The organism is Ruegeria sp. HKCCA5929, assembly GCF_013034525.1.
Classification (GTDB): domain Bacteria; phylum Pseudomonadota; class Alphaproteobacteria; order Rhodobacterales; family Rhodobacteraceae; genus Ruegeria.
Map to the genome: position 1 here is coordinate 256,566 of NZ_WQGE01000001.1, position 21,193 is coordinate 277,758.

General features: G+C 57.6%; 20 protein-coding genes. 7 read left to right on the forward strand and 13 right to left on the reverse strand.

All coding sequences use genetic code 11. The features are described 5' to 3' along the window. Nucleotide 1 precedes the first annotated feature (1 nt). Both GOV90_RS01265 and metG read right to left on the reverse strand, forming a co-directional pair. Nucleotides 2-1,159 (reverse strand): efflux RND transporter periplasmic adaptor subunit, encoded by a 1,158-nt coding sequence (locus GOV90_RS01265; protein WP_171089570.1) that lies wholly within the window; start codon nucleotides 1,157-1,159, stop codon nucleotides 2-4. A gap of 247 nt (nucleotides 1,160-1,406) precedes the next feature. Next, complete coding sequence (metG, locus tag GOV90_RS01270) at nucleotides 1,407-3,152, reverse strand: methionine--tRNA ligase (RefSeq protein WP_171089571.1); 1,746 nt, start codon at nucleotides 3,150-3,152, stop codon at nucleotides 1,407-1,409. A gap of 255 nt (nucleotides 3,153-3,407) precedes the next feature. Between metG and GOV90_RS01275 the strand changes: the two genes are divergently transcribed. Further along, nucleotides 3,408-4,124 carry an OB-fold-containig protein gene (locus GOV90_RS01275; protein WP_171089574.1) on the forward strand — a complete coding sequence of 239 codons (717 nt, stop codon included), beginning with the start codon at nucleotides 3,408-3,410 and terminating at the stop codon, nucleotides 4,122-4,124. Between the two features lie 34 nt (nucleotides 4,125-4,158). After that, nucleotides 4,159-5,832, forward strand: a complete 1,674-nt coding sequence (locus GOV90_RS01280) for a flotillin family protein (RefSeq protein WP_171089576.1) — start codon at nucleotides 4,159-4,161, stop codon at nucleotides 5,830-5,832. 45 nt (nucleotides 5,833-5,877) lie between these two features. Here GOV90_RS01280 and GOV90_RS01285 read toward each other — a convergent pair whose 3' ends face one another. From GOV90_RS01285 to GOV90_RS01315, 7 genes are all read right to left on the reverse strand, one after another. Further along, nucleotides 5,878-7,098 carry an MFS transporter gene (locus tag GOV90_RS01285; protein WP_171089579.1) on the reverse strand — a complete coding sequence of 407 codons (1,221 nt, stop codon included), beginning with the start codon at nucleotides 7,096-7,098 and terminating at the stop codon, nucleotides 5,878-5,880. A gap of 80 nt (nucleotides 7,099-7,178) precedes the next feature. After that, nucleotides 7,179-7,766 carry a YceI family protein gene (locus GOV90_RS01290; RefSeq protein WP_253284720.1) on the reverse strand — a complete coding sequence of 196 codons (588 nt, stop codon included), beginning with the start codon at nucleotides 7,764-7,766 and terminating at the stop codon, nucleotides 7,179-7,181. A 70-nt stretch (nucleotides 7,767-7,836) separates the two neighbouring features. Continuing rightward, entirely contained in the window at nucleotides 7,837-8,457 is a 621-nt protein-coding gene (locus GOV90_RS01295; protein ID WP_171089583.1) for an ImuA family protein, read from the reverse strand. A 59-nt stretch (nucleotides 8,458-8,516) separates the two neighbouring features. Then, on the reverse strand, nucleotides 8,517-9,098 hold the full coding sequence (locus tag GOV90_RS01300; protein WP_171089585.1) for a TIGR02281 family clan AA aspartic protease: 582 nt from the start codon (nucleotides 9,096-9,098) through the stop codon (nucleotides 8,517-8,519). 42 nt (nucleotides 9,099-9,140) lie between these two features. Next, nucleotides 9,141-9,761 carry a MarC family protein gene (locus GOV90_RS01305; RefSeq protein ID WP_171089588.1) on the reverse strand — a complete coding sequence of 207 codons (621 nt, stop codon included), beginning with the start codon at nucleotides 9,759-9,761 and terminating at the stop codon, nucleotides 9,141-9,143. Then, a complete protein-coding gene (locus GOV90_RS01310) occupies nucleotides 9,758-10,150 on the reverse strand; it encodes an ACT domain-containing protein (protein ID WP_171089589.1) in 393 nt (130 codons plus the stop codon). The genes GOV90_RS01305 and GOV90_RS01310 overlap by 4 nt, the downstream gene beginning before the upstream one ends. Then, the gene (locus tag GOV90_RS01315; RefSeq protein ID WP_171089591.1) at nucleotides 10,147-12,000 is read right to left on the reverse strand and encodes an ABC-F family ATP-binding cassette domain-containing protein; all 1,854 of its coding nucleotides are present in this window, start codon (nucleotides 11,998-12,000) and stop codon (nucleotides 10,147-10,149) included. Before GOV90_RS01315 ends, GOV90_RS01310 begins: the two co-directional genes overlap by 4 nt. 107 nt (nucleotides 12,001-12,107) lie before the next feature. On the opposite strand from GOV90_RS01315, the gene GOV90_RS01320 reads away from it, so the two are divergent. Beyond that, nucleotides 12,108-13,310, forward strand: coding sequence for a multidrug effflux MFS transporter (locus tag GOV90_RS01320; RefSeq protein ID WP_171089593.1), 1,203 nt, complete (start codon nucleotides 12,108-12,110; stop codon nucleotides 13,308-13,310). A 115-nt stretch (nucleotides 13,311-13,425) separates the two neighbouring features. After that, nucleotides 13,426-13,848, forward strand: a complete 423-nt coding sequence (gene ndk / locus GOV90_RS01325; protein ID WP_155143779.1) for a nucleoside-diphosphate kinase — start codon at nucleotides 13,426-13,428, stop codon at nucleotides 13,846-13,848. 54 nt (nucleotides 13,849-13,902) lie between these two features. On the opposite strand, the gene GOV90_RS01330 is transcribed toward ndk, so the two are convergent. Further along, complete coding sequence (locus tag GOV90_RS01330) at nucleotides 13,903-14,250, reverse strand: TfoX/Sxy family protein (RefSeq protein ID WP_171089595.1); 348 nt, start codon at nucleotides 14,248-14,250, stop codon at nucleotides 13,903-13,905. A 122-nt stretch (nucleotides 14,251-14,372) separates the two neighbouring features. Between GOV90_RS01330 and GOV90_RS01335 the strand changes: the two genes are divergently transcribed. From GOV90_RS01335 to GOV90_RS01345, 3 genes are read left to right on the forward strand one after another with little or no spacing between them, the layout of a single operon-like run. Beyond that, the gene (locus tag GOV90_RS01335; protein ID WP_171089597.1) at nucleotides 14,373-15,938 is read left to right on the forward strand and encodes a CHAD domain-containing protein; all 1,566 of its coding nucleotides are present in this window, start codon (nucleotides 14,373-14,375) and stop codon (nucleotides 15,936-15,938) included. A gap of 3 nt (nucleotides 15,939-15,941) precedes the next feature. Next, entirely contained in the window at nucleotides 15,942-16,697 is a 756-nt protein-coding gene (locus GOV90_RS01340; protein ID WP_171089599.1) for a ParA family protein, read from the forward strand. Continuing rightward, entirely contained in the window at nucleotides 16,694-17,161 is a 468-nt protein-coding gene (locus GOV90_RS01345) for a CYTH domain-containing protein (protein WP_171089601.1), read from the forward strand. Before GOV90_RS01340 ends, GOV90_RS01345 begins: the two co-directional genes overlap by 4 nt. On the opposite strand, the gene GOV90_RS01350 is transcribed toward GOV90_RS01345, so the two are convergent. The 3 genes from GOV90_RS01350 to GOV90_RS01360 form a co-directional block, all read right to left on the reverse strand. Beyond that, nucleotides 17,158-18,528, reverse strand: a complete 1,371-nt coding sequence (locus GOV90_RS01350; RefSeq protein WP_171089603.1) for an ATP-binding protein — start codon at nucleotides 18,526-18,528, stop codon at nucleotides 17,158-17,160. The two genes, GOV90_RS01345 and GOV90_RS01350, sit on opposite strands and share 4 nt — an antisense overlap. Then, nucleotides 18,521-19,201, reverse strand: coding sequence for a response regulator transcription factor (locus tag GOV90_RS01355; RefSeq protein ID WP_171089605.1), 681 nt, complete (start codon nucleotides 19,199-19,201; stop codon nucleotides 18,521-18,523). The genes GOV90_RS01350 and GOV90_RS01355 overlap by 8 nt, the downstream gene beginning before the upstream one ends. 180 nt (nucleotides 19,202-19,381) lie before the next feature. Next, on the reverse strand, nucleotides 19,382-20,818 hold the full coding sequence (locus GOV90_RS01360) for a DegQ family serine endoprotease (protein ID WP_171089607.1): 1,437 nt from the start codon (nucleotides 20,816-20,818) through the stop codon (nucleotides 19,382-19,384). Nucleotides 20,819-21,193 lie beyond the last annotated feature (375 nt).

The window sequence follows — 21,193 nt, forward strand, 5'->3', positions numbered from 1 at the left end:
GTTATTCTCCCGGCTGCTCAGAGGCTACGACCGCGTCTACGGCCACGCCGGGGCGGACCCGCTGCAGGCCCTCGACAATCACACTTTCGCCTTCACGCAAACCGTCGGTCACGATGATCGCAGTGCCAACCGTGTCGCCGGTGGTGATATAGCGTTGCTCGACCATCTGTTGGTCATTGACCACCAGAACAAACTCACCCCGCTGATCGCGTTGCAACGCGGCCTGAGGCACCAGTACCTGCAAGGTTGGTTCCAGCGCTTCGATCTGAACGTTCACAAAGGCACCATCCAGGATCAGACGGGCGGTATTGTCGAATTGCGCCCGGACCGTGATAGCGCCCGTTAACGGATCGATGCGGTTGTCGACGAACACGATGCGGCCAACTTCATCCAGTTCGGTGCCATTGGGCAGAATGACATGCACATTGGGGCTCTGCGAGCTTTCCGCCAATGAAGCGGAACTTTCACCGTAGGTTTGCAAAACCGACGTAAACAGCTTTTCGTTCAGTGAAAAGTTCACGTAGATCGGCGTTTCACTCACGATATTGACCAGCGGCGGATTTGTTGGCCCCACAACGTCACCCACGCTGGTAGTGATGCTGCCGATACGCCCATCGAACGGCGCGTGGATCTGTGTATAGCTCAGGTCTAGTTCAGCCTGCTGGATCGCTGCGTTTGCGGCTTTGACTTCGGCCTCAGCCACCAGTTCGTTGGCGCGGGCAATGTCGCGTTCCGATTCCGGTGTGGCGTCGCGCTTATACAGCTCTTCCTTCCGGGCCAGATCGACCTTGGCCAATTCAAGATTTGCTTCAGCCCGGTTCAGATCGGCCTTGCGGGCTTCAAGCGTGGCCTCATAGAGGTCGGGCTCAATCGTGAACAGAAGATCACCTTCCTTGACGGTTGCGCCATCCTCGACCTCGCGGCTGTTAAGAAACCCGTTCACGCGGGCAACAATATCGACGTTGTTGATCGCCTCGGCGCGTCCGATAAAGGTGGCTTCGTCGGTAATCTCTTCAGTGTACGCTGCCGAAATTGACACTTTCGGAGGCGCGCTTTCTTCCTGGGCGGCGAGTGGAGACGCCAATCCCACAGACAACAGCACAATCGCTGCGGCCAATGGCCTGCTGGTCCGGGTGGAAGAAAAAAGTGCTGGGGACATGGCGAAAGCCTCGTGCGTGACGGTAAGAAATAATGCCGGGCACACCGCGTTAGAGGCCCGAGTCGGAAGAACTTGGTATCAGGATGACTTTTTTAACTTGGTTTCTCAAGCGCGATGACACGGGAAACGGCTGCAGGCAGCACAAATTATTTCAGCGCTTTGGCTGGTTTAGAAGTTCACTTTGCTTTCGTTCGCAAACAAAACGGGGGTCGTATGGCCCCCGAAGATCAATTGCACTGAAAGAGGGTCAGGTGCGCGTACCTGCAAATCTTTCCTGCCAGTCTTCGCGCTGCTCGTCCGTGATTTTCGCGAATAGAACATCTGGCACAGTAAATGCGTGACCGGCGGGCAGGGCGTCCAATGCCGCGGCCACATCTTCGGGCCAGCCTGTGTCCAGTGTGTTCATCGCGCTGAGCATACGGGCTGAGGTGTCCGGTACGAACGGCGCGCTGAGCACAGCGTAAAGACGGATCAGGTTCAGTCCCAGTCGCACCTGAGCGGCGGCCTGTTCAGGGTTTTCTTTGAAGGTCGACCATGGGGCCGCAGCTTGAAGGTATTCATTGCCCGCAACCCAGATCGCTCGTAGCTCCTGCGCGGATTTGCGAACCTCCATCGCTTCCATATGGCCTTCATAGGCGCGGACGCGGCGGGTCAACTCGTCGATCAAGGCGTGTTCGCGTTCACCATAGCTGCCGCCTTCTGGCACAGCTTCGCCAAACTTCGAGCGGCAGAACTTGGTGATGCGACTGACGAAGTTGCCCAAAACATCAGCTAGGTCCTTGTTCACCGATTGTTGGAAATTTTCCCAGGTGAACTCACTGTCGCTGCTTTCGGGCGCATGGCTCAGCAGCCACCAGCGCCAATAGTCGGCGGGCAGGATCTCAAGCGCCTGATCCATGAACACGCCGCGCCCCTGGCTGGTCGAGAACTGGCCGCCATCATAGTTCAAGTAGTTGAAAGACTTGATATAATCGACCAGCTTCCAGCGCTCGGACGATCCGGTGTCTTCATTGTGCGAATTTGTGCCCAGGATGGTGGCCGGGAAAGACAAGGTGTGGAAGGGGACGTTGTCTTTGCCCATGAATTGCACATATCGCACGTCATCCGCGCCTCTGTCGGTGCGCCACCAGCGCTCCCAATCGGCATCGGTTCGGCCGCTGGCATCCGCCCATTCCTTGGCGCAGGCGATGTATTCGATGGGCGCATCGAACCAGACGTAAAAGACCTTGCCTTCCATGCCGGGCCAGTCCTGATCTCCTTTTTTGACCGGAACCCCCCAGTCCAGATCGCGGGTGATGCCCCGGTCTTGAAGACCGTCGCCGTCATGTAGCCATTTCTTGGCAATCGATGTGGTCAGGACCGGCCAATCGGTCTTGCTGTCGATCCACGCGTCCAGTTGATCCTTCATCGCCGACTGGCGCAGATAAAGATGCTTAGTTTCGCGCACTTCCAGATCGGTCGAGCCGGAAATGGCCGAGCGTGGCTCAATCAGATCGGTCGGATCCAATTGCTTGGTGCAGTTCTCGCACTGATCGCCGCGTGCGCGGTCGTACCCGCAGTTGGGGCAGGTGCCTTCGATATAGCGGTCGGGCAGAAACCGACCATCTGCGTTGGAATAGACCTGTTTCTCGCTGACCTCTCGGATCAGGCCGGCGTCGTCCAGCTTGCCTGCGAAATGCTGGGTTAGGCGTTTGTTTTGTTCGCTGGACGAGCGGCCAAAGTGATCGAAGCTGAGGCCGAACCGGTTGGCGATATCGGCCTGAACCGCGTACATGTCAGCGCAATATTCGGCCACGGGCTTACCGGCTTTGGCCGCCGCGAGTTCCGCGGGCGTGCCGTGTTCATCTGTGGCGCACAGGAACATGACCTCATTCCCCCGGCCACGCTGGTAGCGTGCGTACAGGTCGGCTGGCAATTGCGAGCCGATCAGATTGCCGAGGTGCTTGATCCCGTTGATGTAAGGGATCGCCGAGGTGATGAGAATCCGAGCCATTTTGCGTGTCCACGTAACTGTCTGCGCGCTCGTCTACCTTATGTAACCCGCCAGCAAAAGGCCGGGTTTTGCGTGGATGTCCTGAAATGCCACGATCCGGTCAAAAAACGCTTTATCAATTGAATAGCGATTGCAGGTCAACAGATGTCCACACTACCCATAGGTTGAAAACAGAATCACGATCTCTTGTATTTTTATTACGACTACCCATATTGATTGTATACAAAAGTATACAAAAACGAGGGCATATTGCTAATGTTCGACTTCCTGCTTGAGGGTGCATTCGTGCCCTTTACCATGGCGCTTGCGCTGCTGTTTGGCCTGCTGGCCCTAGAGCTGATCGCTCTGGTGCTGGGTGGAAGCCTGCTGGCAGGCGAGGGCGAGGTCGATCTGGATGCTGTGGACGTCCCGGATCTGGATGTCGCAGACTTCGATCTCGACATAGATGCCGACATTGAATTGGGCGAGTTTGAACTTGCCGATATTGAGACGGACGTGCCTGATGCCGCCGCTGCCGGGCCGATGGCTTGGTTGGGGATTGGCAAGGTGCCCTTCATGATCTGGCTTGTTGTGTTGCTGGCGGGTTTTGGTCTGTCGGGCATCGGCCTGCAATTGGCGCTGCGTGATTTGTTGGGCTTTGATCTGCCAAGCTGGATGGCCGCAATCCCGGCAGGTGCGTTTGGTCTGTGGTTCGCACGTGGCTTTGGAGCCGTGTTCGCCCGCCTGTTGCCGAAGACCGAGACTGAGGCGATGTCCGAACGGATGCTGGCCCGCCGTCGCGGAGTGATCTCACAAGGAACGGCGTCTCGTGGCCGCCCTGCCGAGGTGCGCGTGATGGACCGGTTCGGAAACACCCATCACCTGCGCGCCGAGCCGCTGCAAGACAAAGACATCCTTGAGCAAGGCACCGACGTGTTGGTGCTGCGCGACAGACGGCGCGACCGGTTCGTTCTGGTCGGCTTGTCGGACTAACCAAATTACCAACTCTTAAATCGGAGGATTTTGCATGGAAGTTTCATTCCTGGCGATTACGGTCGTCACCATTCTGGCCGTCCTGTTATTCATGGGCCTTGTCCTTGGCCGCCTTTATAAACGCGCGACCCGCGAAGTGAGCCTGGTGAAAACCGGGGCGGGCGGTAAAAAAGTCATCATGGATGGCGGTGTGGTCATTGTGCCGTTGCTGCACGAGGTCAGCCCTGTGAACATGAAAACCCTGCGCCTTGAAGTGCAGCGCAGCGGTGAAGCCGCGCTGATCACTCAGGACCGCATGCGCGTGGATGTGGGCGTCGAGTTCTACGTCTCGGTCATGGCGACTGAAGAAGGCATCGCGCGCGCCGCACAGACGCTGGGCTCACGCACCTTTGACGTCGAACAGCTGCGCGAGATGATCGAAGGTAAACTGATCGACGGTTTGCGTGCCGTGGCCGCGCAGATGACTATGGACGGGCTGCACGAGAACCGCGCTGACTTCGTGCAAGAGGTGCAGAATGCGGTGTCCGAAGACCTGTTGAAGAACGGCCTGTCGCTGGAATCCGTGTCGCTGACTGCGCTTGACCAGACACCGTTCGAAGCACTGGACGAGAATAACGCCTTTAACGCTGTGGGTATGCGCAAACTGGCCGAGGTGATTGCAGCCTCGAAAAAAGAGCGTGCGCAGATTGATGCGGATGCCGAGGTTGAAGTGCGTCGCGCCGCGATGGAGGCCGAGCGTCAGAAACTGCTGATCGAGCAGGACGAGGCACAGGCGCGGATCGAACAGACTCAGAAGGTCGAAACCCTGCGCGTGGCTCAAGAGGCCGAGATTGCGGCGCGGACCGAAGACTCGGTGCGCGAAACCGAACGTGCCCGGATCGCCCGTGAAGAAGCCATCCGCGGGGCCGAGATCGAGCGCGAGCGCAAGATCCGCGATGCTGAGATTGCGAAAGAACGTGAGATCGAAGTGGCGGAACAAGAGCGTCAGATCATCATCGCGCAGAAATCCGAAGAGGAAAGCCGTGCGCGTGCATCTGCTGACCTCGCCCGGGCCGAGGCGACAAAGGCGACCGAGGCCGTCGTGACCGCCCGCGAAGTGGCCGATGCTGAACGCCAGAAGCAGATCGTATTGATCGAAGCGACGCGCGAAGCGGAACGTCAGGCGACTGCGATCCGTCTGGCCGCGCAGGCCGAGAAAGAGGCCGCCGCTGACCGTGCCGAAGCGCGTCGTGAAGAAGCTCAGGCCGAAGCGGATGCGTTGAACATTCGAGCCGAAGCCAAGAAGAACGACATGCTGGCCGAAGCGGAAGGTAAGCGCGCCATTGTTGAAGCCGACAACGCTCTGTCCGCGGCGCAGATTCGTATGAAAGTCGATATGGCGCGCATCGAGACGATGCCGTCGATCATCTCGGAAATGGTGAAACCGGCCGAAAAGATCGACTCGATCAAAATCCATCAGGTTGGTGGGATCGGTGCCGGTGCTTCAGGCGGTGGAGCGGCCAACAGCGACAAGCCGGTGGTCAATCAGGCGTTGGACTCGATCATGGGCATGGCTGTGCAGATGCCCGCGCTCAAGAAGCTGGGCGAGGAGCTGGGTCTGTCGATGGAAAACGGTGTCGGCGGAGTAGTGAACGGTGCGTTAGAGGCGACGCCTGAACCAACAGACGCGGTCGAGATTGTCGAGGAAGAGACGTCGCCGACTCAGTAAAAAACGAGCAAAGAACAAATGGGCCGGGAATTTCCCGGCCCTTATTTATTCTTCCCGAGAGCGTTTCAACAGGCGCCCGACGGTAAAGGATGTACGCGGAGCGTAGACATAGTTTGTCCGCTCTTCCGGCGTCGGGCGAGTGCGCATCCGTGCAAGACCAAATATGATCAACCCCAGATGTCCGACGGCCACAAAGGCAAACAAAGCGCCGGGGCCAAACTGCTCGATCAGTGTCGAGGAAATATAGGGCGATGCAATTGCGCCCAAGGCATACCAGAACATCAGGGCCGCAGACAGTTCGACCCGTTCTTCACTGGTGGCAAAGTCATTTGCGTGGGCCGAAGACAGCGAAAAGATCGGAAAGGTCGTCAGACCAAAGAACCCGGCGGCCAGCATCACCCCAAGTGTCCCGGTCCCGCTTGCAGCCATCGTGAACCCGCAGCTCAGTACAGCAGCGGCAGACAACCAGATCAGAACCCAGCGTCGGTCATATTTGTCGGCCAGCCAGCCCAGTGGATACTGTGCCAGCGCCCCGCCCAAAACAAACGAGGCAAGGAAGAACGCGATCTGGTCCACGCCCAGCCCGACTTCTTGCCCGTAGACCGGACCAACCATGCGGAAGGACGCAGAGCTGAGCGCCGAGACGATCACGCCGGCCACAGCCAGCGGGGAACATGCCCATGCAAGCTTGGGCCGCAGCCGCTGCGTGTTCGGTGTTTGCGGTTGGCTGGCACGTGTCAGGGTCAGGGGCAGCAGCGAGGCACAGCATAGGATCGCCAAAAGGTTGTAGGACACGTAAGAGGCAGGCGGCAGTACCGCGATCATCAACTGTGCGCCCAGCGAGGCACCCAGATCTACAAGCCGATAGGTCCCCATGGCCCGCCCGCGCGTTTCATTTGTGACCTTGGCGTTCAGCCATGCTTCGATCACGGTGTAGCATCCCGCAATACAGGTGCCCGACGCGATCCTGAGAACCGCCCAGATGTAGGGATTGTCTGTCAGGGTGTGACCGATCAATCCCATCGCGCCCAAGGCGGTGCAGACTGCGAAAGCACGAGAATGGCCGACACTGCCCATCAGGCGCGGTGCCCACCAGCACCCTACAAAAAAGCCAATAAAATGGGCTGAACCCAGCAGACCGATCTGCTCGGTCGTGAATTCCAGCGTGATTCCGGAAATAGCATCGAGCGGACCAACCCCGCCCGTCGACAGCTGCAACAGAATGGCCGAAAGAAAAAGGGCGGCAAAGGAAATGATCGTGCGCATAGTGATCTCAGATTGGCGTCGTTGCCGCACAATGCGCGCATCTATTCGACTTTATCGAGTCATTTTTTGCGCTTTGTTAGTTAACGCGCACGGCTGATCTCGGCATGGATGTCCAGACCGACGTTGTCGCGAACCAGATCAGGATAGCCTGACGCGCCAAAGTCATGCCGGTTGAGGGCTCCGGTCAGGCCGATGGACAACGTGTTCAGATCGTCTGCCGCTGTGCCTGCCTGCCGATATAGATTGGCGTTCAGCGTGATCGGCCGCGTTACGCCTCGTACGGTCAGGTCCCCCGTAATGCGGGCCCCGTCCGAGATGCGCCCCTGTTCGCCAAGCTCAATTTTCGTTGAGACAAACCGGATCGTTGGGTGCTGTTTGGCATCCAGTACACTTGGGCTGAGCATGGGCATTCGGGCAAAAGGCAACCGCGTTCTGGCCTTGCTGACGTCCAGCACAACCGAGACTTGACTGTTCTGCAGTTGGCGCGTGTCGATGTTAACATCGGCGGATCGGATTGGCATGGATCCCGACTGCATTACGCCCGACAGATTGAAGCTGAAGCCGACCCTGGTGTCTGTTGTCGACAGAACGTAGGGGCTGAGCGTCGCGTGCGACGGTCGGGCAATGGGCAGGGACGCCAGCCCGGCAAGGAAAATGCGTCGGTTCATTACTGTCATGCCCGAAGGCTAGGGCGTGCACTGTGACCGGCCAATCAATCATTGCGTGATCGCGGCTTTTTCAGGCCGGGGCTTCGTTGGTCGCGATGCGCTTGAGGTGCAAGCCGGACCGGGCGGCGGTCATGGTGGCCTGCCATGTGACCGGGGGCAGGGCACGGGCGCGGCGGCGGGTCAGGGTCCAGCGCCGGGCCTCGCCCTGATGGGCCGCAGCCATGTGCCAGCGCGTCTCGATCCCCTGCGCGCCACCGTCACCAGGTGTCAGCAGCAGGCCAAGCGGAGCCCGCCCCATCGTGCCGCCCTGTTCGGCGGCCAGATGCATCCGGCGCACCGGTGTCAGACCCGGCGCGCCTGGCAGATCGCCGATGATCAACGGGATCGCCCCGCTGCGGAGCGCCTCTTCCATGCACCACAACAGATCTTCGGCGCGGGTGGGGTGGACAAAGATGAACCGGGCCGGATCGGCAAAGGGCATCATCCCGTCCGGGTTCAGCTGACCTGGTTCCCACGCGGGCGAGATCCACAGCACGGGCCCCTGCGCCTGACTGGCCAGCCACACGGCAAAGCTGCGCCGGGCAGGACCACATGCCTCGTGCACGCGGCCCAGTTGCAGGGTGATTTGACTATGTAGGTTCAACCCCGGAGCAGCGCGCGCGGGTTTTTGATCAAGAAGATGAGCCGCCATGCAGGCAGGCTAGCATGTTCTCATTTTGTTCTCAATGATCGAATGCAGCCCTGAAAGGGTCAGCGCGACAGGATCATGCGCCCGTTTGCGAATTGGATGTTGGAAAATCGATGAAGGTAATCCATCCCCAGCAAGGACTTGTGCAGCTCGCCCTCATTAACCCAGGCAGATACGTTTTGATCGGTGATGGGGCCGACGGTCAGAGTTTCAAGCCGGACCGGGGCGGTGCGCACCTCGCCATTGGCGGTCAGGGCGCGTCCAAAGTAATTCAGTTGATCCGGGTCGATACCTGCACGTTTCGCGTCCTGTGCGCTTAGGACAATTTGGCTGGCACCGGTGTCGACAAGAAAGTTGATCGGCTCGCCATTCACCAGAACGGGCAGATAATAGTGGCCATCATATGCGCGGGGTACCTCAATCGTTTCGCCAGTAACCGTCATCTGCGGAGCAGGGTTAACCGTAGAACGGATATCTTCCCAAAGACCAATAATCGCGATGACGCCGACAAAAATGAACACCCAGGCCATCACCTGTTGCAACGTCTTGTTCAGGGACTGTCGATTGTATGAGATGAACCAGAACACCAGCACTGTGCCAAGTATGACCAGATACACCAGTTGTCCAAAGCTGCCGCCATCCATGTGGTTCACCCCACCAAAGTTACGTGCTGTTTATATGGGGGTTTAAGATGCAAAACCAAAGGCCTTGAGGCCATCCAGAATGAACTGCACCGACAAAGCCGCCAGCAGCATCCCCAGCAACCGGGTCAGCACATTCAACCCGGTTTTGCCCAGAATACGTGCGATCAGACCGCCTGACAGGAAGAAGATCAAAACGACGGCCATTACGGCCAGCATCACCAAGATTGCCTCGGCGATGCCCAGAAACCCCGGGTGCTGACCGGCCAGAAGGATGATCGTCGCAATCGACCCGGGCCCCGCCACCAAAGGAATAGCCAAAGGAAAAACGGACGGATCCGGGTGTTCTTCTTCTTCGGCCCGATCCTCGCGCCGTTTGGTGCGCCGTTCGAACAGCATGTCCAGCGCGGTCAGGAACAGCAGCGCACCGCCTGCAACTTTGAACGCCTCCATCGAGATGCCGACAAAGCCCAGAACCGCCTCACCAAAGGCTGCAAAGGCGATCAGGATGCCCGAGGCCACAGCACAGGTGCGATAGGCCGTCATGCGACGGGTCCGGGCATCCATACCCTGCGTCATCGCAACAAAAATCGGAGTTGTGCCAAACGGATCGATGACCACGAACAAGGTCGTGAACGCGGTGATGAAGAAAGCGAGGTCGATCATCCCGCAGCCTCCTGTTGCAGGTCTTTCAAAACAGCCAAAGCCTTTTCAGCCAAGGTGCTGGGAACGTACACGTGGTCATGGTGATAACCGGCAACCATGTTTGCCGGAATGTTGTTTTCCGCAAGGGCGGTCGAAACGGCAGCGGTCAGGCCCACCCCCTCAAGCGACGAATGAACCTGCAGAGTGATGCAGCGCATGGGCACCGCGTCTTCCGGTGCGGCGCCAACGGGGATGATCAGCGACAGACCTTCGGCTTCGATGCAGCTTGCCCGTGTGCCTTCGGGCCAGGCTTCCTCTTGTGGCCAGACAACAAACGCAAATTCGCCCGGCTGAAGCGCGGGGCGCATGCCTGCAATCATGGCGTTGGTTTCAACGACAGGCTTCATCATGCCACGTTTTCTGCCTGTTCCAGCCGTTCTGCCGCAGCAACCCATAGTGCCTCGGCCTTTTGCATCGCCTCGGTCACTTCCGCGAATTTGCGGTTCCAGGTTTCCAGATCGTTGATCTTGTCGTCTTCATACAAAGCCGGGTCCGACAGTTTGGCCGAAAGTTTGTCATGCATATCCGTCAGCTTTTCGATCCGATCCTCGCATTTGCGCAAATCGGCCCGCAAGGCCAGCATAGCCTCGCGCGAGGGGCGTTTGGGCTTGCTGACTTGCGGCTTTTCTTTGACCGGTTTGTCCCGTGCCAGCAACAGAGAGCGGTACGCTTCAAGGTCGCCGTCGAAGGGCTTGACTGTCCCGTCCGAGACCAACCAAAGCCGGTCCGCGACAAAGCTTAGAAGGTGCATGTCGTGGCTGACTAACACGACTGCACCGGAATAGGCGGTCAGTGCTTCGACCAGAGCCTCGCGGCTTTCGATATCAAGGTGGTTGGTCGGTTCATCCAGGATCAGCATATGCGGCGCATCAATCGTGGCGATCAGCAGCGACAGGCGCGCTTTTTGGCCACCGGACAGACGACCAACCTCGGTTTCGGCCTGATCCGCGTTCAGTCCAAATCCAGCCAGCCGAGAGCGCCACTTGCCCGGGGCTTCGTCAGGACGCAGACGGCGCAGGTGGTCCAATGGCGTTTCGTCCACATAAAGCTCATCCACCTGATGCTGTGCGAAATAGCCAATGCGCAGCTTGTTGGAACGGCTCATCTTGCCCGCCATCAGGGGCAGGCGGTCTGAAAGCAGCTTGGACAGGGTCGACTTGCCCTGACCGTTTTTGCCCAACAAGGCAATCCGGTCGTCCTGATCAATCCGCAGGTTCAGGCGACGCAGCACCTCGGTCTCGCCATAGCCGGTGACACCACCTTCGATCTGGATGATCGGCGGCGAAAGTTCTTCAGGTTCGGGAAATGAAAACGCACGCAGGGCGGCCTCTTGCGGGGTTGAGACCAGTTGAATGCGCTCGATCATCTTCAGGCGGGATTGGGCCTGAACGGCCTTGGACGCCTTATAGCGGAAGCGATCCACGAAGCTTTGCAAATGCGCAATACGGGCCTTGGCCTTGGCGTTTTCGGATTCCGCCTGCGCCAGACGTTCGGCGCGTCGTTCGGCGAACTTGTCATAAGGCACCGCGTAATAGGTCAGCTTGCGGTCTTCCAAATGCAGGATCGAGCCGACAGCACGGTTCAATAGCCCTCGGTCGTGGCTGATGATGATCACCGTGTGCGGATATTTGGCCAAATAGCTTTCCAGCCACAACGCGCCTTCAAGGTCCAGATAGTTGGTTGGTTCGTCCAGCAACAGCAGATCGGGCTGCGAGAACAACACCGCCGCCAGAGCGACACGCATTCGCCAGCCGCCCGAGAATTCAGAACAGGGCTTTAGCTGGTCTTCATCGTCAAAACCCAAGCCTTTGAGGATCGAGGCAGCGCGCGCCTCGGCGGACCAAGCGTCGATGTCAGCCAATCGGGTCTGAATCTCGGCAATCCGCGCAGGGTCTTCGGCGCTGTCGGCTTCGGCCATCAAAGCGCTGCGTTCTGTGTCAGCGGCAAGAACCGTGTTGATCAACGAGACATCGGACGAGGGCACTTCTTGCGCGACACCGCCGATCCGTGCGCGTTTGGGGACCGAGATATTGCCCGATTCCAGCGCCAGTTCCCCTCGGATCAGGCGGAACAGGGTGGTCTTGCCGGTGCCATTGCGGCCCACTAGGCCAACCTTGTGACCGTCTGGAATAGTTGCGCTTGCGCCGTCAAATAAGGGACGGCCTTCAACGGCATAGGTGATGTCTTCGATCCGTAGCATGGGCCGCTCTTAGCAGAGGCGTGATGCCGCCGCCAGCGGCTTGGCATGTTCAAGCGTCACGCAATGTGTTAGCGCTGTGTCGTTTGCTTTTCTGAACGGTTTTTCCCATGCGCGCGGCCCAAACGCCCCCTCATCTGATCACGCTGATCTTTGCCACTGCGTTGTCGGTGCTGTCGCTGAACATGTTCCTGCCGTCGCTGGCCCACATGAGCGAAGATTTCGGCGTGGATTACGGCCTTATGAACCTGTCGGTTGCCGGTTATCTGGCGATTTCAGCCGTGCTGCAACTGATCATGGGGCCGCTGTCTGATCGCTTCGGGCGCAGGCCGATCCTGTTGATGTGCATGACGATCTTCGTCGTCGCCTCAATCGGTTGCACACTGGCCGAGTCGATCTGGGTGTTCCTGGGTTTCCGTCTTTTGCAGGCCGCAGTGGTGGCCGGGTCGGTTCTGTCCAGCGCATCGATCAGAGACCGGTATCCACCGAACGAGGCGGCCAGCAAACTGGGGTATGTAGCGATGGCCATGGCTTTGGCGCCGATGCTTGGACCGATGCTGGGCGGCGGGCTGGATATGCTCTTTGGCTGGCGCTCTGGCTTTGTGCTTTACACTGTGCTGGGGGCAGGGCTGTTGGTTTTGCTGTGGTTTGACATGGGCGAGACCAACATGAACCGCTCGTCCACCTTTTCAGCCCAACTGCGCGAATACCCGGATCTGTTTCGCGCCCGCAGGTTCTGGGGTTACGCCCTTTGCGCGTCGTTTTCGATTGGCGGGTTCTACAGCTTCATCACCGGCGCGCCACTGGTCGCCGCCGCTTGGTTCGATCTGAGCCCTGCGATGATGGGCCTTGGCATTGGAATCATCACCGGCGGGTTCATGGTGGGTAACTTCGTCACTGGCCGGATCGCGGCGCGGACACGTCTGACCACGATGATCCTGATCGGACGGATTGTGGCCTCGACCGGGCCATTCCTCGGATTGCTGCTGTTTCTTGCTGGCCTTGGGTCGGTCTGGGTGTTCTTCGGTTCGGCCATATGCGTGGGATTCGGCAACGGGCTGACCAACGCCAATGCCTCGGCAGGCGTCATGTCCGTGCGCCCCAGGCTGGCAGGCAGCGCAGCAGGGTTGTCTGGTGCGATGGTGGTGGCGCTGGGCGCAATCCTGACCTCGATGACGGGTGCATTTGTCAGCCCCGAAAACGGGCCTTTTCTGGTGCTGGGCATGATGTGGGCATGCAGCTTTGCCGGGTTGCTTGCAGTGCTATATGTCCGTCGCCTCGACCGGATCGACCCGTTGCCGGACACATTCTGAACGCCAAAGCGGCGAACGGGCCATCATAACGCTTTTCATAAGCCAAAGACCGTGATACGCGGCGCGCGATGGATTTCGGCGCGGGCCCCGCGCCACATTGTAAGGAGAGGCCGACATGGCACTGGAACGCACATTCTCGATCATCAAACCCGATGCAACCCGCCGCAACCTGACTGGCAAAATCAATGCCAAGTTCGAAGAGGCCGGCCTGCGCATCGTTGCGCAAAAGCGCATCCACATGACCAAAGAGCAAGCCGGCAAGTTCTACGAAGTGCACGCCGAGCGTCCGTTCTATGACGAACTGTGCGAATTCATGTCGTCGGCTCCGGTCGTTGTTCAGGTTCTGGAAGGCGAAGGCGCCATTGCAAAGAACCGCGAAGTTATGGGTGCAACCAACCCTGCAGACGCGGCAGCTGGCACCATCCGCGCCGAGTTTGCCGAGTCGGTTGGCGAAAACTCGGTCCACGGTTCGGACGCACCTGAAACCGCAGCGGTAGAAATCGCGTACTTCTTCTCGGGCATCGAACTGGTCGGCTAAGCCACCGCTTCTGCCAAAGCATTGGGCCGCTCCGCTTGGGGCGGCCTTTTTTGTTCAGACTTGCTTTAGATCTTGTGGTGCAACGCGCACGCCAATGGCATCCAGATCGGCGATCATCTTATTTTCCGGCGCGGCACTGTTGCCTGCCTTTATCGCGTCAAAGCGCTGCCGTAGGGCTTTCTTTTCTTCGCCTTTGCAGTCGTTCCATGGACGGCCCTGCAACCCCATCACCAGAACGTAGTAGCCGATAAAATGGGCCTTGGTTCCGGCGCGTAAAAGACGGGCATAAGCCTCGTCTGGCCCCAGCTCTCGCAATTCTTCCGCCGAATGAATACCTGCACGGGCGCAGGCTTGTTCGAAAGCCGGGCCAAGGTTTCGGATCGATGAAACAGGGTCGCTCATTCGTTCGTTTTACGTTCATCCCGCAGCCCTGTCACCCGAGGATTACGTTTGGTCAAAACGGAATGTCTTGATGTTTTCTCAAGCTTGCGTTTGCATGAGGCGAGGCTTTCGCGGAGGGTCGAGTGTTTGAACACAAAAAGACCAAGGAAGGATCGGCAGAAGGGGGAATGACTGTGCCGCCTGAAGCTCTGTTCTTTCTGTCCTCGCTGATGGACACGAAAGCTCTTGAAGCTTCTTTGACGGGTTTAACTTTGGTGATTGAGCAAAAAGGCACAAGCAAGCCTTTTTCGCTGTTGGATTGCCATGATCAGACCCAGCGCGCAGCGGGTCGAGTGCTGATCGAAAGCGGTGCGGCGTTGCACTTGCTGCAAAAAGGCCAACGCCCGTTGTCCCAGAACGGCATGGGTAAAGGGCGATTTGTTCAGGACCTGCCTGACGGTGAAGTTCGGGCAGCGTTGCAGGATTTTCCAAAGCTCAGGGCCCTGATGCAGATCGGGGTTGGTAAGCTGGAAGAGAAGTCTTTTGTCGTGCTGGATGAGCTGCAAAAGACCCAGGTCAGAGGGGTGATCTGGTCTATGAGGTCAACCTCGGGGCGGGCTACGGTTGTTCGATTGCATGGATTGCGCGGTTACGAGCGTGCCTATCAAAAGGTCTGTTCTTCAATCGTTGAACTGCCGGGCTGCGCACAGGACGTTGAAGCGTTGTATGCGGGGCTGTTTCCGGGCTTGGTGACCTACCGGGCAAAGCCCGAGATCGCGCTTGGGAAAACGGAACCTTCGCTTGAAGTGGCGACAGATATTATCCACACCTATCTGAAGGTTGCCCGGCAAAACGAAGAGGGCATAGTCGCCGATATTGATACAGAGTTTCTGCATGATTACCGTGTGTCGTTGCGTAAAATCCGGTCTGTGGTCAGCCTGTTCAAAGGGGTGTTTTCCGAAGACCAGACCGCCGATCTGAAACGCGTTTTTTCGGACCTCATGGCACCAACCGGGCGGCTGCGCGATCTGGATGTGTATCTTTTGGAAAAAGATATGTATTTCAGCCTTATACCGGCCAATCTTCATTTAGGATTGCGGGCGATGTTTGACCAGTTTCAGAAAGAGCGCAAACAGGAATTGTCGCGCTTGTCTCGCAGATTGCGCAGCCGTGACTACGACGCCTCGATGAACCGGCTGATCGAAAAGTTTGACGGCACCGCTCATTTGCAACCCGGGCTAAATTCGGACCGGGGCGCTTATGACTATGCCTGTGCGCTGATCTGGAAACGTTATCGCAAGGTATGCAAAATCGCACGTAGCATCACCGATGACACTCCGGATGAGACGGTTCACGACCTGCGTATCGACTGTAAGAAACTGCGCTATTTGATGGAGTTCTTTGCCCCGCTATTTGACGCCAAGGCATTCAAAAAAATCCTCAAGCCTCTGAAAAAGCTGCAAGATAACCTGGGCCTGTTCAATGATTATTCCGTGCAACAAGAGGCGCTGCTGACATTTGTCTCGCAGCAAAGCAACGCGCAGGGTCGCGTGGACGCACAGATCGGTTTAGCCGCGGGAGGGTTGATTTCTGTGCTGGATCAACGCCAAAAATTCGAGCGCAGCCGTGTCATCACCAGTTTTCAGCATTTTGACAGCCCTGAAACCCAGCATCTGTTCCGCAGTTTGTTTCACCAGAATGAGGAGTAAGGGATGAAGATCATTGCCTGCTACAGCAACAAGGGCGGTGTCGGCAAAACCGCAACCTCGGTGAATCTGGCATATGCCTATGCGCAGGCGGGGAAGCAGGTTTTGGTGTGTGATCTCGACCCTCAGGGCGCGTCGGGCTTCTACTTTCGTGTGAAGCCCTCAAAGAAGCTGACGGACGCGCGGTTTTTCGAGGACGTGGAACGGTTTACCAAAGCGATCCGGGCCAGCGATTTCGAAGGTTTGGACGTGCTGCCTGCAAACCTGACTTTCCGTGATTTCGATGTCTTCCTGTCCCGGATGCGGAACAAACGCTCGCGCTTGAAAAAAGCACTGGTTTCGGCCGGCAGTGACTATGACGTGATCATTCTGGATTGCCCGCCGAACTTTTCGACCCTGTCAGAAAACATCTTCAAGGCGGCGGATGAAATCGTCGTGCCGGTTATTCCCACAACGCTGTCTGAACGCACATTCGACCAGTTGGTAAGCTTTTTTGATGAACACAGGCTGCGAAAGAAAAAGCTGAGGGCGTTCTTTTCGATGGTCCAGCAGCGGAAGGTTCTGCATCAGGAAACGATGGTATCGATGCGCAAGCTGTATCCTAAACGGTTTCTGCAGACGACGGTGCCTTTTGCGGCGGACATCGAAAAGATGGGTCAGCTCCGCGCCCCGGTCAGCACCTATGCCGGGCGCAGCGTGGCCTGTGCATCCTACCGGGCGTTGTTCGAAGAATTGGAAAATGGAGTGGTTGCAACCCAATGAGCAAGGAAATCGAACGCAAGTTTCTGGTGGCTACCTTGCCGGACCTGAGTAGTGCGCAGAAAGCCGTTGTGCGACAGGGATACTTGACGGCGCCTGATGACTCGACCGAATTGCGGTTGAGGCAAAAGAACGATGCGTTTTTTCTGACTTTGAAAGGTGGCGGTGGTTTGGTCCGTGTTGAGCGTGAGGCACAGATTACGGAAGAACAGTTTGAAACGTTCTGGCCCGAAACCGAAGGTCGCCGTGTCGAGAAAGAGCGGTACACCGGACAATTGCCGGATGGGCTCATGTTCGAGCTGGATATCTTTTCGGGCGATCTGGCGTCTTTGCGTCTGGTTGAAGTGGAATTCGACTCGGAAGAAGATGCCGCGGCTTTTTTCCCACCGGATTGGTTCGGGGCGGATGTGACAGAAGACAAACGCTATAAAAACAAGACGATGGCGACAGAAGGTATCCCTGTTTAAGGGTTCTGGGCCAGATAGATCGTCGCCTGTAGCCCAGGATCACAGTTTTGGGCTGCAAACCTGCCGCCATGCATATGCGAAATCGCCGCGACCAATGCCAGTCCCAACCCGGCGTTGCGCTCTGTCCGCGCAGGGTCAAGTGTAACGAATGGAAGTTGCAGGCGATCCAGTTCTTCGGGTGGGACGCCTGGGCCTTGGTCGCGCACGTGCAGGCATGCAAAACCGTTTTCGGCATCCAGCGAAATCGTGATGGTCGAATCCGCAGGCGCATATCGCATCGCGTTTTCAAGCAGGTTGGACAGGGCCTGTGACAGAAGCGGGCGGTGCCCTTCGATCGGGGGGGCAGAGCCAATGACGTCTAGTGAAATACCCTGATCGGCGGCAACAGGGTCGTATAGTTCAACCACATCACCGACCAATTGCTGCAAGTCGATGGTTTCAAACTGTTCGCGCCCAAGCCCGGCTTCGGCGCGTGAAATCTCGGTCAGTTGTGCCAGCACGCGCAGCACGTGGTCTATTTCAGCCGTTGCACGGGCGACATCGACTTCACGGTCCAGATCGGTTTTTCCCGGCTCTGACAGGGCCTCGACACGCTGGCGCAGGCGCGAGAGCGGAGATCGCAGGTCATGCGCTATGGAATTCGACGTGGTGCGCAGGTTGCTGATCAATTCTTCGATCCGGTCCAGCATGTTGTTCAACGTGCCCGAGACCTGGTCAAATTCGTCGCCTGTTCCGCGCAGGGGCATTCTTTTGGATAGATCGCCAGACACGATGTTTTCGGCCGTGCTGGCTATGTCCGAAAGTCGTGCAAAGACCAGACGCGTGAACAGCCAGCCGGTGATCACGCTCAGCACAAAGGCGATCCCCAGTGCCAATGCGACCGACCTGAACAGGACGCGATCAAACTGCTGACGTGTGGCGGCATCGCGACCAACCAGCAGACGTTCGCCGCCCGGCAGGCGGATTGAGGCGGCAGAAACCGGGACAAGCTGGTCATTGTCGGCGCGGCGAAGCTCCAGATCGACCCAACCGCTACCTGCTGCCACATTTACGGGCCAGGATTTCAGGTTGCCGACCAGCTTGACGCCCATCCGATCCGTCAAAAGGTAAAGCGCGTCACGTTCAGAAGCGCTTGGCAGGCGACGCTCAATTGCGGTGATCAGCCCAAGCAGACCTCGCCGTTCATATTCATCCGCCAATCCCGTCAACTCGGCAGAGACGACCGAGCGTGTCTCGGATTCAATGCTTCGGTTTGCGGTGACGTACACCACAGCCAGCACCGAAGCAGTCAAAAAGGTGCTGAGAAACATGCTGGTCGCGACCAGCCTTGTTCTGGAATTGTTCAGGGAAAGCCGCAGGTTATCCATCAGACATCATGTAACCCGCACCGCGGACGGTTTCAATCAACGGGGTATCGCCGCCTTCATCCAATTGTCGACGCAGCTTTGAAATATGGACGTCGACAACATTGGTGTTTGGATCGAAATGATAGTCCCAAACGCCTTCCAGCAGCATAGTGCGCGACACCACTCGGTTCTTGCGACGCAGAAAAAACTCTAGGATCTGGAACTCGCGCGGGGTGAGCGTAATCTCGTGCCCGTCGCGGGTGACTTTTCGGGTCAACAGATCCATCTCAAGGTCTTTGCAGGTGAGCGTTGGCGTTTCTTCGGATTCCTGCGGACGTCTCAGAAGAGCTTCGATTCGGGCATGCAATTCCTGAAAGGAGAACGGCTTGACCAGATAGTCGTCCGCGCCCGAGCGCAGACCCTTAACCCGTTCGTCCACCGCGCTCATGGCGGTCAGCATTAGGACGGGTGTTTTCAAACCGGCTGCGCGAAGAGATTTGATCAATGACAGCCCATCCAAGCCTGGCAGCATCCGGTCCAGTACAATGGCGTCGAACCCTCCATCTGTGGCGTGATACAACCCTTCGCGGCCATCTTCTGCAGTTTCAACCACATAGCCTTCTTCGCCGAAGCCTTTGGCGATGAAGTCCCTAGTGTCAGCGTCATCTTCCACGATCAACAGACGGCGGCTCATGGGCGGACTCCTTTCTATCGGGATTTAAACACAATTTTCAGGTGATGCACATTGAATTCGGGGGATCTTGCCGGGTGCTGGGCATGCACCCGGCAAGCCCGGCGGATAGTGGACAACTCTGTTCCGCCGGGTGAGGCGCGCGCCGAAAATCCCCATCAAGCGGCGCGCGCGTGTTCAAGGTTAGGCCAGTTCAACCGCGACGAAGATCTGGCTGCCACCGCGATTGATCAGCACCAACGCCGGATCGGTTTTTTCGCTGTCCAGTGCCGCCTTCAACGCGTCAGGCGTGAACGTGTCCTGGTTGCCAAGTTTGACGATGACGTCACCACGCTGCAGACCGGCCTTTGCGGCTGGGCTGTCCGGTTTCAGGTCTGTAACCACAACGCCTTCGACCGTCTCGGCCACACCGGTCTCGGCGCGTACCGTCTCGGTCAGCGGGGCGACTGTGACGCCCAGCGTCGTGCCTGCAACTTCAGCTTCGACCGGCGCATCGGCCTGAGCAGACGCCGTCTGGTGTTGGCCAACGGTCAAAGTCAGCGTTTCCTCTTTACCGTCACGCAAGACTTTCAAAGTACTGTCAGTACCAACTTTGGTTGTGCCGACCAGAATGGGCAAATCACTGCTGGAATCGACGGCTTCGTCATTGAAGGACAGGATCACATCACCCTGTTTCAGAACGCCATCCGCCGGGCTGTCGGTTACCACGTCGGAAACCAATGCACCGGATGACGCATCGATCCCCAGGGCTGCCGCGAGTTGCGGGCTGACGTTTTGGATCGAAACACCCAGCCAGCCGCGGCTAACCTGGCCATCGTCACGCAAATCGGCGGTGATGTGTTCTACGATGTTCGACGTCACGGCAAAGCCCAGGCCCACCGACCCACCGCTGGGTGAATAAATGGCTGAATTCACTCCAATAACCTCACCATCCATGTTGAACAGGGGTCCACCTGAATTGCCCTTGTTGATGGCCGCGTCCGTCTGGATAAACTCTGCGTAGGGGCCTTCGGAAATGTTGCGACCCTTTGCCGAGACGATACCGGTGGTTACGGTTGAACTCAGACCAAACGGGTTACCGATGGCCACAACATCTTCGCCGACGCGGATGACATCGCTGTCGCCCATCTCAACGGCCTGAAGTGCGGTGTCTGCATCGATTTTCAAAACGGCGATATCGGTCAGTGGGTCTGTTCCGATCACCTCGGCCTCAAAGGTACGGTCATCGTTCAGCCGCACGGTCACGGTTGAAGCGTTTTCCACGACATGGTGATTGGTGACAATGTATCCCGCTTCATCCAGAACAAAGCCCGAGCCCAAACCCTGTGCTGGGCCTTGCTGGGGGGCGTTGAAGCCTTCGGGCGCGCCGAAGCGTTTGAAGAATTCGCCAAACGGATGCCCGTCGAAGTCAAAGTTTTGCCCGGGTGTCGCACCGGGTACGATTTCTTGTTCCGCGATGATGGTCACGACCGAAGGTGAAACGGTTTCGACCAGATCAGCCAATGCCTCGTCCGCCATGGATGGAATGGCAGTTGTTGCCAGCATGGCTGCGCCCAAGGCACTGATGCCCATCCAGTTGGAGGTCCGGGGAAGTAATAGCGATGATTTGCGGATGCTCATTTCTGTCTCCTGTATGTGTCGCGCAGGTGCGACTGCGCGTTGAAACAAGAGATGGACCGGCAGGATTGGTCTTTCCTTAGGGATATGTGAAGAAATCTTAATTTTGCCACAAACCCAGTGTTCTGTGTCGGCCGACGTCAGTACGGGATTCGCTAAATTTACCGGGTTGTCGGCGTGCGAATCGGAGGATTGTTGCTGAAATCGACGTCAAACTTTCAAAAGCATTGAATTATTTTTGTTTTGTTGACAATGATCCGTCGACAGGATGGGGAAAAATACAGCTCCCTCAATGGTTGTGTTCAGGTTGGCGTTTTGCTGGACTTGACGTGAAAACTTTGACGTGAGCGAGGTGTAAGCACGAATAAGTTTGTGCAT